We start from the raw sequence: 10,755 nt of genomic DNA on the forward strand, positions 1-10,755 counted from the left end.
ACGACCCGATCCAGCGGGGTCGGGTCGTCTGCGATCGCGATGTCGATGTCGATCGTCTACTGCTTGGACGGCGTGAAGATACTGACCGTCTGGATCTTGCCGTTCTTGATGGTCCACTTCGCGTAGCTGCCGGCGACGTCGCCATGCTGATCGAAGTTCTCATCGCCGGCGGCACCGACATAGTCTATTTTCTTGCCGGCCTGCAGCAGCTTGACCGCCTTCTTCCATTGCCCGGGATAGATCTTGACGCCGGGCGGATCCGCCACGTCGCGCAGATGATCCTTGATCGCCTTGCTATCGGTCGTCGTCTTGGCGTCCTCGGCGGCGAGTGCGAGCAGATAGGTCGCGTCATAGGCGGTGTCGATATAGGGCTGCGGCGGCAGCTGACCGTAGGCCTTCTTGTACGCCTGCTCGAAATGCTTGGCCGCCGGCGTATCGGTATTCGCCTGCGGGACCGTGCCCAGCGAACCGTTGAGATACTTCGCGCCCAGATTCTTCACCAGCGCCGTCGATTTCATGCCGTCGGCGAAGAAGAACCGGTTGAACTTACCGCCTTCCAACGACTGACGCAGGATCGTCTGACCGTTCTCGGGATAGCCGATGAGCACCAGCGACTGGGTCGAGCCGTCGCCGTAGGCCTGGCTGATTTCCGCATCGTAGGAGGCCTGTTTCTGCTCGTAGGCGGCCGAGGCCACGACGCTGCCGCCATCGGCCTTGTAGGCCTTGGCGAAGGCGTCCTTCAGCCCTTCGCCGTAGTCGTTGTTGACATAGATGATGCCGACCTTGTTCACGCCGGCGTCGTGCACGACCTTGGCCAGCGCCACGCCCTGGAACGCATCTGACGGAATGGTGCGGAACAAATAGTCGTCGTCATCCAGATGGGTGATCTTGGGCGACGTGGACGCGGTCGAAATCTGTGGAATATGGTTTGGCTTGCTTACCGACAGGGCGATCGGGATGGTCACGCCGCTGGACATGGCGCCCACCAGGCCCACCACACTGTTCGCATTCACCAGCTTCTGCGCCGCCGCCACCCCCGGTTGCGGCAGGGTCTGGGTATCCCCCGAATAGATCTTGACCGGCGAGCCAAGCACGCCGCCGGCATCGTTGATTTCCTGCGCCGCGAGTTTGACGCCGTTCAGACCCGGCACGCCCTGGGACTGCAGGTCGCCGGTCAAGGCGAGTACTGCACCAAGACGCAGCGGCGTCTGCGCCGCCATGGCCGCCAATGGTGCACAGCCGGCGGCCAGAGCAGCGACCGCGATCCATTTCTTATTGATCATGGAATCTCCCTTTATTCTGTTTATCGAGTTAATCAAGGTGTCACATTGAGCATGCCCGTTGATACGAGCAAACTCTGTACCATCTTTGTCGTATTCAGCATCAGGCGTTCTGTGGACACGCCGAAAACATCGCGCCGCGTCGACGCGCCATCCCCAAGCATGCCGTCTTGAACGACCCGACCGGGCCCCTGTTCCCGCAGCTGCGGCGAGAAAAAATTCAGCACGCAATACCGGCGCATGTGGCAGGCATTTCGTGGAAAAAGGGCCCGATTCCGATACCTGGAGATACCGCGCGGGCGAGTTGCAAATCGGGGATAGGCAGCCCGGCGCCGGGTGCCGGGCCGGATCGATTTCACCGAACCGATCACGAGGCGTCGTGCGGCCCGGGAATATACCGACCCAGGGTAGGCGCGACACCGGTCGATCCACTACAGCCCCCATGGCCGGCGCATGAACAACAAACCCCGAGTCCGGGACACGGGGCGCCGATCCACCGATGTCGACCTGCAGACTTGTGCCAACCGACATGCCGCCCGCGGCCGTTCGGGCCGCGGGCGGGTCCGCATCATTCCTCGATCGCCATCTCCGGCGGCGCCTGGGTGAAGCCGCGCGTCAGCCAGGCCAGCATGGCCAGGCCAAGCACCAGCCAGATGCCGCCGACCACATGCGCCGGCGTATCCAGGCTGAACAACAGATAGGCGTCGATCGCCGCGCCGATCAAGGGGGCGATGAACCAGCCGATGATGCTGCCGACGCTGATATGCGAGCGCTCGCGCCAAAAGTGCATGATCACACTCAGATTGACCAGCGTGAAGGCGCTGAACGCCCCGAAATTGATGAACGAGGTCGACGTACTCACGCTCATGCCGATCGCGGCCAGGCCGACGATGCCGATCAGCGCAATGCTGAACACCGGCGTGTGCAGCTTCGGCGCCACGAAGGCGAACACGCGCCTGGGCAGCACGCCGTCGCGGCCCATGGCAAACAACAGGCGCGAGGCGGTGGCCTGGGCGGCGATGCCCGATGCGAACTGGGTGACAACCATGCCGGCGATGAACAGCGAGGCGAACAGATTGCCGCCGATCGTCATGGCGATCTCGTAGGCCGCCGAGTCGGTTTCCTTGAAGTGGGTGCCCGGATGCGCCAGTTCGACCGCGTAGCTGGTGATAATGAACACGACGCCGCCGATCAGCGCGGTGATAATCACCGCCCGCGGGATATTGCGCTTCGGATCCTTGGTTTCCTCGGTAAGCGTGGTCACGGCATCGAAACCGATGAAGGAATAAGCCGCCAGCGCCGCGCCCGCGGAGATCGCCGCCACCGACGTGTGCGGATTGAAAAACGGCGTGAGCGCCGTGGCGCCGGTATCGCCGGCGAAGAAATGGCCGAAGCTCAGGGCCACGAAGATCACCAGCACCAGGATCTGGAATGCCATGAGCACGAAATTCACGCCCGTGGCCACTTTGATGCCGATGATGTTGAGCGCCGTGGTCAGCCCAATGAAGGCGACGATCCACACCCAGGTCGGCACTCCCGGAAACTCGGGCGAGAGAAACGCGGCGCCGATCAGCCAGATCACCAACGGCAGAAAGAAATAATCCAGCAGGATGAGCCAGCCGGCAAGAAAGCCGAGCTTGGGCCCGATGCCCTTGCCGACATAGGTATAGGCCGAACCGGAGACCGGATAGGCGCGCGCCATGCGGCCGTAGCTGTACGCCGTGAACAGCATGGCGATCAGGGTCACGATGTAGGCCGTGGGCACCGTACCGTTGGAGGCCTCGGCCACCACGCCGAACGTGCCCAGCACGATCATCGGCGCCATGTAGGCCACCCCGGTGAGCACCACAGAACCGAGCCCGAGGCTTCGTTCCAGGGTGGGATTATGGTCGGCTGATTCGCTCATCGCTCGGGCTCCCGCTGTGGCTTGAATGATTCATCGTCGCCGGCCGACGGACCCGGGGTGAACGATATCGCCAGCACGCACGACCGCGGCGCTCGGCGACGCATCGACGCATCGACGTCCCGCGCAGACAATCCCGGCCAGCTGTTCTGGCGTTCTGACTTGGCCCCGAATCCGGCGGCGCCGGTTCGTGATCACATTAGCAGGGAACTTCGTGCGTTGACGATTCGCCCATTCGCCAATATGACATCGGTACCAAAGCATGAAACATGCCGGCCGGCCGTCGCGTGGCGGCCGGAACCCGGCCTCCGAGGCCGGTCTTGATTATGTCGGACACACAGCGGGCTGCATTCGCTCGGGCATTTTGTCCGCAAATGCACGCGAATGAGCGCAAATAAAAAGTAAAATCAAGGCATTGCGGCTTCAGGTGCGCGAGCTAGGCGGCGAACGGCGGGCAGGCAGGCGACGGCGGCTCGTCGTCGCGGTAGCCGCCATGCTCGTTGGCCGCTGCCGCGGGGCGCATCAGGTCGGGCCAGGCGGCCGGCGTCAGCGGCACCAGCCCGTGCGCCGAGCGCGCCCGGTCGCACTGCGGACTGGCCTGCCCGAATTCCCAGGATGCCGCGACCTCGCGGCAAACGCTCGGCCGGCGTTCATAGATACGACAGTGCGCAGCGCGGCCGATCTCGGCTGCCAGGGCCACACAACGCGTCGGCGTATTGCGCGTTCCCCGCATGACCAGACGGTGCGGGTCGAGGGCTTCGGTCAGGGCGACCGGCACGCCGTCGTGGCTCGGCGATGCCTCGGTTTCCAGCCAGTGAAAGGCCACACGATACGTGGCGCAGCACGCGCCACAGGTCATACACGGATGCATGGGCAGTGGAATAGCCGCGCGGCGGCAGTGGTGACAAAGCGATATTGCCCGAAAGCGCGGCCCCGGTCGATAGCCGGCAAACCGGCGCACTGTCGTACCCTAATCGCTCCTGTCCACAGTTCGGCCACGGCATGAACGATTCAGCATTAATGATCTGGAGCGTACTGTTCGGCGCAGTCGGGCTCGGCTTTTTCACCTACGGCAGCCGGCAGAAGGCGATCGTGCCCTGGTTGGTCGGCACGGTGTTGATGATCGATCCGTGGTTTATCACGAATGCCTATCTTTTGGTCGCCGTCGACGTCGTTCTGATCGGGCTCGCCTGGTGGATTCGGCTGTGAGGCACTCGGGCACCGTCAGCCACCGCCAGTCAGAAAACGCGGGTTGAGCATACCTTTGAGCTGATCGTAGGGGATCTCGCCCGTCGGCTCGCCGACGGCTACCCGATCCGCCTTCAACAGAAAAACGCGGTGGTCGGCGGTACCTCAGCGACCTGCCCGGTAATCTCCGCCCTAGTCGCCCTGGCGATATAGAGCACGGGCAAAGGACGGGTAACGGCCGGTGAGCGGGCTGACCCGGGAGTTGTACGAAGCGACCTGCCGCCTGCCCGTCAACGATATCACCCGGGGCGACAACAGCCATGCCGGCGTCACGGGGGTTCCGGACCGGGATGCCGGCCGGGGTTCGCCTATGGGCGTGGTTTCATCGACACCCTGCGCGCCAAACCCTCGGCGTCGCGCCGATGCCGGAACGCCAGGCAAAAAAAACGGGCCGGGAAAAATCCCGGCCCGTCTTCGTTCCTGCGTGGAATCGCTACTTAGAGCGGGACCACGTTGTTGGCGCAGGGGCCCTTCTTGCCTTCGCCAACTTCGAACTCGACCGCTTGGCCGTCGTTGAGCGTGGCGAAACCGCCGCCGCTCTGAATTTGGGAATGATGCACGAACAGATCGTTGCTGCCGTCTTCAGGAGCGATAAAGCCGAAGCCTTTTTCGGAACTGAACCACTTCACTGTGCCTTTGGACATAATTTACTCTTGGTAACTAACCGATTTTGATTAATGCAGTTGCCTGCGGTGTCCACCATACGCGGATGTCGGCGCATGCACGAACGCTTTATTGCACGGCAACCGGCCGAGTCGGGTATTTCGCCGGCCAGCAGGCCCGGCCCGACCCCGGCTTCATCGATGCTTGTCGAAAAATAAACAATATTTTTCAGTAATTTATATACCCGACGACGCCGTACCCGCCATGCCGGGCCGGCCATCGCCGGTGCCGCTGGCCGGCGACAAATCGACCTGCGATTTATTTCGCTGGCGGCCAAAAAACCGGGATCGTTGCGCAAATTCCGCGCGCGAACGGGCGATCGGCTCAGGATTTGCGCGCCTGTGCGAGCCAGCGATCCAGCGCGTTGGCAAACGCCTGGCGTTCGCGCGGCCCCAGCGGCGGCGCGCCGCCGCCGTGGATCCCGCTGCCCCGCAAGGTATCCATGAAATCGCGCATGGTCTGCTTGGCGGCAATGTCATCGGCCGAGAAGACCTCGCCGCGCGGGCTCAGCGCGGCGCCGCCCCGTTCCAGCACGGCCGCCGCCAGCGCGATATCCGAGGTAACGACCAGATCACCGGCTTCCAGACGCTGGGCGATCTCGTCGTCCGCCACGTCAAAACCCGGGGCCACCTGCACGGCGCTGACCTGCGGCAGACGAGGCACCTGCAGCGGGCGATTGGCGACCAGGGTCACCGCGATGCCGGTGCGCCTGGCCGCGCGATACAGCGTCTGTTTCACCGCGACCGGACAAGCGTCCGCATCCACCCATATCTGCACGTCGTTCTCCACCCGAAAACCGTCGGGGGCAGCGATGCGGCGACCGCCGCCCCGGCATAGCCGGGCATGATCCCATGGATAAGCCGTGGCGCGCGCTTCGCGCACCAGCCCGAACGGACATCGGGCCGGGCAAGCGCGGATGTTTTTCGGTATTTTCGTTGTGTTTACCCTACTGGACGTTGTCATGAGCAAACAGAAGATCGGCGTGATCGGCATGGCCGTAATGGGCCGCAATATCGCGCTGAACATCGAGTCCCGCGGCTATGCCGTCTCGGTCTACAACCGCTCGCGCGAGAAAACCGACGACATCATCGAAGAGTCCAAGGGGCGCAATCTGGTGCCGACCTTCTCACTCGAGGAATTCGTGGCGTCACTGGAAAAACCGCGCCGGATACTGATGATGGTCAAGGCCGGCACCGGCACCGACAAGGTGATCGAACAGCTCAAGCCACTGCTTGAGGACGGCGACATTCTCATCGACGCCGGCAACACCTTCTTTCAGGACACCATCCGCCGTAACAAGGAACTGGCCGAATCCGGCCTGCACTTCATCGGCACCGGCGTGTCCGGCGGCGAGCAAGGCGCGCTCAAGGGGCCGTCGATCATGCCCGGCGGCCAGCGCGAAGCCTACGATAGGGTCGCGCCGATCCTCGAAGAGATCGCCGCCCGCGCGCCGGACGGCACGCCGTGCGTGACCTACATTGGCCCGGACGGCGCCGGCCACTACGTGAAGATGGTGCACAACGGCATCGAATACGGCGACATGCAGCTCATCTCCGAGAGCTACGCCATGCTCAAGCACGTGGCCGGCATGTCCAACGCCGAACTGGCCGCGACCTTCGCCGAATGGAATACCGGCGAGCTCGACAGCTACCTGATCGAGATCACCGCCCAGATCTTTACGAAAAAAGACGACGCGAGCGGCAACGACCTGGTCGACATGGTGCTCGACCGCGCGGCCCAGAAGGGCACGGGCAAGTGGACCAGCCAGAGTGCGCTCGATCTCGGCGTACCGCTGCCGTTGATCACCGAATCGGTGTTCGCGCGCGTGCTGTCGTCGCTCAAGACCGAGCGCGTCGCCGCCTCCAAGCAGCTCAACGGGCCGGACCCGAAGATCGATATCGGCGATCGTGATGCCTTCATCGAGGCGGTACGCCGCGCGCTCTATTTCTCCAAGATCATTTCCTATGCCCAGGGCTTTGCCCAGATGCGCGCCGCCGCCGAGGAATACGACTGGCCACTGGACTACGGCGCCATCGCCGGCATCTTCCGCGCCGGCTGCATTATCCGGGCGGGCTTCCTGCAGAAGATCACCGATGCCTACGCCCACAACCCCGAGCTAACCAACCTGCTGCTCGATCCATACTTCAAGGACATCGCCGCTCGCTATCAGGAGGCGCTGCGCGAGGTGGTGGGCACGGCGGTGAAGGCCGGCGTGCCGGTACCCTGCTTCGCCTCGGCGATCGCCTACTATGACGGCTACCGCGCCGAGCGCCTGCCAGCCAACCTGTTGCAGGCCCAGCGCGATTTCTTCGGCGCCCATACCTTCGAGCGCGTGGACAAGGACGGCAGCTTTCACGCCCATTGGAACTGATCCAGCCTTCCGAAGCCCCACCCGGCAACGGGTGGGGCGGTGCGCCGGAGCGCGCGACTCACTCGGGCTCCACAGAGTCGCCCATGGGATGGCGCATCAGCTCCTCGGCAAAGCCGAGGCGCGTCATGTCGGTCATGCGCTCGGGATAGAGCACGCCCTGCAGATGGTCGTATTCATGCTGGACCACGCGGGCATGAAAACCCTCGGCTTCACGCTCGATCGGCACGCCGGCCTCGTCCAGCCCGCGGTAGCGGATGCGCTGCCAACGCGGCACATAACCCTGCAGCCCGGGAATGGACAGACAGCCTTCCCAACCGCCCACCTGTTCCTCGCCGATGGGCTCGATCCCGGGGTTGATCAGCACCGTCAACGGCACGCCCTCGTCACCGGCCGCGCGCGACGGCGGTACGAAGAACATCATCACCGCGCTGGACACATACACCTGCGGTGCGGCCAGGCCGACGCCCTCGGCGTCCGCCAGGGTGTCCTTCATGTCCGAGATCAGGCGCTTGATTTCAAAATCGGACACATCCGCCACGGGTGTCGTGGAGCGGCGCAACACGGGGTGTCCCATGCGTGCGATCTTGCGTATTGCCATAGGTACACCTCGGCCATGAATTCTACGCGCCAGAATACAGGCGCGCGCCGGGTGCGGAACCCACGCTACGGCGAAGCGGCCCCTCGCTTGGCCTGCATCATAGCCTCGAAGAAATCGGAAAAAGCGGCCACCCGTGGCGGCAGGCGCTGGTAAGGCGGGTAGTAGAGCGTCAGCCAGATCGGCGACGGCGCCCATGCCGGCAGGATGCGCACCAGGCGCCGCTGTTCAAGCGCGTCGGCGACGATGAAATCCGGCAGCAACGCCACGCCGTCGCCCGCTGCGGCCACGCCGGCGAGGAATTCGCCGTTGTTCGCGCAGATCGGCCGCCCCGCCGGTATGTCCACGCGCGTCGTGCCGTGCGACAACTGCCAGGTTTCCGCTCGACCCTCCGGGCTGAAGCCGAGACAGGCATCGCGCGGCAGGTCGTTGGGGTGCGTAGCCGCAGCGAACGAGGTGTCGGGGGCGGCGACCAGAAACCGATCGATCGGGCAAATCTTGCGCCAGATCGTGAACTTGTCGGACGGCGGGCCGGAAATGCGCACGGCGAGATCGAACTCGCCCTCCACGATATCGATCATTTCGTCCGACAAAGAGATGTCGGCTCGGATGTTCGGATACTGCGCGCGGAACGCCGACAGCACGCCGGGCAACACGCGCATGCCGAACGACATGGGCGCATTGATCCGCAGCGTGCCGGCATCCGCGCGATGGGCATCGAGCAGCTCGCGGCGGGCCTCGGCCACCGCGGCCATCGCCGGGCGCAGCCGCGCGGCATAGGCGGCACCCGCGCTGGTCAGGCTGACCCGGCGCGTCGTGCGTACGAAAAGCTGCACTCCAAGATCGGCTTCCAGTGCCGCGATCGTGCGCGTCACAGAGGCCGGCGTCACCCCGAGTTCGCGTGCCACGGCCGCGAAATTATGGCATTCGGCCGCGAGCAGGAAGGTGCGCAGCGCCTTGAAATCGTCCATCGCTATTATTGCGCCTTTCGCAATAGTATAAAAATGATTATGCCAATTCTCTGTAGCGACCCAGGTTGCTAGATTAACCGGCATACTTCCAGAAGCCGGTATCACACCGGCGGGACAACTTGCATGATCACGCAGATCCAGGGCCTGCATCACATCACCGCGCTGGCAGCCGATGCCAACCGGAACAATCGTTTTTTCACCGACGCGCTCGGTCTGCGCCGGGTCAAGAAGACCGTAAATTTCGACGAGCCCAGCGTGTATCACCTCTACTACGGCGACGAGGTCGGCACACCCGGCACGGTGATGACTTATTTCCCGTTCCCGCGGGCGGCCCGCGGCGCGCCCGGCACCGGTGAAGTCGGCGAGATCCAGTTCGCCGTCGCCCCCGGCGCACTGGCGTTCTGGAGCGACCGCCTGAGCGAACTCGGCGCCACCGATCTGGCCCTGGATACCACCTTCGGCCAGCGCCGGCTGCGCTTTGTCGGGCCGGACGGCGACGGGCTCGCGTTGATCGAGCGCCCGGACGACACGCGCGATGCCTGGGCCGGCGGCGGCGTGCCGGACGAATCGGCGATCCACGGTTTCGCCGGCGCGCGGCTTCGGCTGCAGGACGACGGCGCCACCGCCGAGCTGCTCGAATTCATGGGCTACGAGCGCGCCGAGCGCGAAGACCATATCACCCGGTTCGTCATGCCGGGCGGCAACGGCGCGGACACGATCGATATCGAAGTACGGCCGGACACCCCCGCCGCCCGGCAGGGTGCCGGCTCGGTCCACCATATCGCCTTCGCCGTGCCCGACCGCGCGGCCCAGGCCGACGTGCGCCAGGCCCTGCTGGATACCGGCTACCAGGTCACCCCCGTCATCGACCGCGATTATTTCTGGGCGATCTATTTCCGCACGCCGGGCGGCGTGCTGTTCGAGATCGCCACCAACGAGCCGGGTTTCGACCGTGATGAAGACCGGGCGCATCTCGGCGAAGCACTGAAACTGCCGGATCGCTACGAGCCCGATCGCGAGCGGATCGCGGCACGCCTCGAACCGGTTACCGACTGACACCCCTGCCGCCAGGCAACACCCGGCGACCTGCTGGAGCGCGCCATGACGGCATCGGCCTACTTCACGTATCGCTTTGCCGGCGAACCCGGCGCGCCACTCGTCATGGCTTTTCACGGCACTGGCGGTAACGAGAACCAGTTCGTCGGCCTGATCCGCGAGATGCTGCCCAGAGCCGGCATCGTCGCGCCGCGCGGCGATGTCTCCGAAGGCGGCGCCAACCGCTTCTTCCGGCGCACCGGCGAAGGCGTCTACGATATGGCCGATCTGGCGATACGCACCGAGCGCATGGCCGGCTTCATCGCCGCGACGCGCAGCGCGCACACGGGCCGCCCGATCCACGCGCTCGGCTATTCCAACGGCGCCAATATCCTGGCGGCAGTGATGTTCAACCAGCCAGGTCTGTTCGAACGCGTGGCGCTGCTGCATCCGTTGATTCCCTGGACGCCGGACCCGCAGCCCGCGTTGGCGGACATGCCCGTGTTCATCAGCGCCGGCGCCCACGACCCGATCCGCCCGCCGGCGCTGACTCACGCCCTGATCGACTGGTTGCAGGGCCAGGGCGCAGCCGTCGAGCCGGTGATCACACCCGGCGGGCACGAGATTTCGCAGCCCGAACTGGCGGCGCTGCAACACTTCATGCAGGCGGGCGCGGTATAGGTCGGGTG

General features: G+C 64.5%; 11 protein-coding genes. 4 read left to right on the plus strand and 7 right to left on the minus strand.

Features of this window, described 5'->3' with window-relative positions:
* Positions 1–56 precede the first annotated feature (56 nt).
* The 3 genes from SALB1_RS06250 to SALB1_RS06265 form a co-directional block, all read right to left on the minus strand.
* Positions 57–1,283, minus strand: a complete 1,227-nt coding sequence (locus tag SALB1_RS06250; RefSeq protein ID WP_109993084.1) for an ABC transporter substrate-binding protein — start codon at positions 1,281–1,283, stop codon at positions 57–59.
* 565 nt (positions 1,284–1,848) lie between these two features.
* Positions 1,849–3,186 carry an APC family permease gene (locus SALB1_RS06260; protein WP_109993086.1) on the minus strand — a complete coding sequence of 446 codons (1,338 nt, stop codon included), beginning with the start codon at positions 3,184–3,186 and terminating at the stop codon, positions 1,849–1,851.
* Positions 3,187–3,619: 433 nt separating this feature from the next.
* Positions 3,620–4,054, minus strand: a complete 435-nt coding sequence (locus SALB1_RS06265) for a YkgJ family cysteine cluster protein (protein WP_179950712.1) — start codon at positions 4,052–4,054, stop codon at positions 3,620–3,622.
* A gap of 131 nt (positions 4,055–4,185) precedes the next feature.
* On the opposite strand from SALB1_RS06265, the gene SALB1_RS06270 reads away from it, so the two are divergent.
* Positions 4,186–4,392 carry a hypothetical protein gene (locus SALB1_RS06270; protein ID WP_109993087.1) on the plus strand — a complete coding sequence of 69 codons (207 nt, stop codon included), beginning with the start codon at positions 4,186–4,188 and terminating at the stop codon, positions 4,390–4,392.
* A gap of 476 nt (positions 4,393–4,868) precedes the next feature.
* Here SALB1_RS06270 and SALB1_RS06275 read toward each other — a convergent pair whose 3' ends face one another.
* Both SALB1_RS06275 and SALB1_RS06280 read right to left on the minus strand, forming a co-directional pair.
* The gene (locus SALB1_RS06275) at positions 4,869–5,075 is read right to left on the minus strand and encodes a cold-shock protein (RefSeq protein ID WP_109993088.1); all 207 of its coding nucleotides are present in this window, start codon (positions 5,073–5,075) and stop codon (positions 4,869–4,871) included.
* Positions 5,076–5,418: 343 nt separating this feature from the next.
* Positions 5,419–5,871 (minus strand): YaiI/YqxD family protein, encoded by a 453-nt coding sequence (locus SALB1_RS06280; RefSeq protein ID WP_109995301.1) that lies wholly within the window; start codon positions 5,869–5,871, stop codon positions 5,419–5,421.
* Positions 5,872–6,055: 184 nt separating this feature from the next.
* On the opposite strand from SALB1_RS06280, the gene gndA reads away from it, so the two are divergent.
* A complete protein-coding gene (gndA, locus tag SALB1_RS06285) occupies positions 6,056–7,465 on the plus strand; it encodes an NADP-dependent phosphogluconate dehydrogenase (RefSeq protein WP_109995302.1) in 1,410 nt (469 codons plus the stop codon).
* Positions 7,466–7,523: 58 nt separating this feature from the next.
* Here gndA and def read toward each other — a convergent pair whose 3' ends face one another.
* Positions 7,524–8,063, minus strand: a complete 540-nt coding sequence (gene def, locus SALB1_RS06290) for a peptide deformylase (RefSeq protein WP_109993089.1) — start codon at positions 8,061–8,063, stop codon at positions 7,524–7,526.
* Positions 8,064–8,128: 65 nt separating this feature from the next.
* Positions 8,129–9,031 (minus strand): LysR family transcriptional regulator, encoded by a 903-nt coding sequence (locus tag SALB1_RS06295; protein ID WP_109993090.1) that lies wholly within the window; start codon positions 9,029–9,031, stop codon positions 8,129–8,131.
* Positions 9,032–9,154: 123 nt separating this feature from the next.
* Here SALB1_RS06295 and SALB1_RS06300 point away from each other — a divergent pair, with 123 nt between their 5' ends.
* Together SALB1_RS06300 and SALB1_RS06305 are read left to right on the plus strand one after the other, a co-directional pair.
* Positions 9,155–10,087 (plus strand): ring-cleaving dioxygenase, encoded by a 933-nt coding sequence (locus SALB1_RS06300; RefSeq protein WP_109993091.1) that lies wholly within the window; start codon positions 9,155–9,157, stop codon positions 10,085–10,087.
* Positions 10,088–10,132: 45 nt separating this feature from the next.
* On the plus strand, positions 10,133–10,747 hold the full coding sequence (locus SALB1_RS06305; RefSeq protein WP_109993092.1) for an alpha/beta hydrolase: 615 nt from the start codon (positions 10,133–10,135) through the stop codon (positions 10,745–10,747).
* Positions 10,748–10,755: the final 8 nt, after the last annotated feature.

The sequence above is a fragment of the Salinisphaera sp. LB1 genome (assembly GCF_003177035.1).
GTDB lineage: Bacteria > Pseudomonadota > Gammaproteobacteria > Nevskiales > Salinisphaeraceae > Salinisphaera.

Excerpts from the sequence above, each read along its gene's own strand:
- gndA (WP_109995302.1), top strand. The coding sequence starts at position 6,056 with ATGAGCAAACAGAAGATCGGCGTGATCGGCATGGCCGTAATGGGCCGC.
- SALB1_RS06275 (WP_109993088.1), bottom strand. The coding sequence starts at position 5,075 with ATGTCCAAAGGCACAGTGAAGTGGTTCAGTTCCGAAAAAGGCTTCGGC.
- SALB1_RS06270 (WP_109993087.1), top strand. The coding sequence starts at position 4,186 with ATGAACGATTCAGCATTAATGATCTGGAGCGTACTGTTCGGCGCAGTC.
- SALB1_RS06260 (WP_109993086.1), bottom strand. The coding sequence starts at position 3,186 with ATGAGCGAATCAGCCGACCATAATCCCACCCTGGAACGAAGCCTCGGG.
- SALB1_RS06265 (WP_179950712.1), bottom strand. The coding sequence starts at position 4,054 with ATGCATCCGTGTATGACCTGTGGCGCGTGCTGCGCCACGTATCGTGTG.
- SALB1_RS06300 (WP_109993091.1), top strand. The coding sequence starts at position 9,155 with ATGATCACGCAGATCCAGGGCCTGCATCACATCACCGCGCTGGCAGCC.
- SALB1_RS06250 (WP_109993084.1), bottom strand. The coding sequence starts at position 1,283 with ATGATCAATAAGAAATGGATCGCGGTCGCTGCTCTGGCCGCCGGCTGT.
- def (WP_109993089.1), bottom strand. The coding sequence starts at position 8,063 with ATGGCAATACGCAAGATCGCACGCATGGGACACCCCGTGTTGCGCCGC.
- SALB1_RS06305 (WP_109993092.1), top strand. The coding sequence starts at position 10,133 with ATGACGGCATCGGCCTACTTCACGTATCGCTTTGCCGGCGAACCCGGC.
- SALB1_RS06295 (WP_109993090.1), bottom strand. The coding sequence starts at position 9,031 with ATGGACGATTTCAAGGCGCTGCGCACCTTCCTGCTCGCGGCCGAATGC.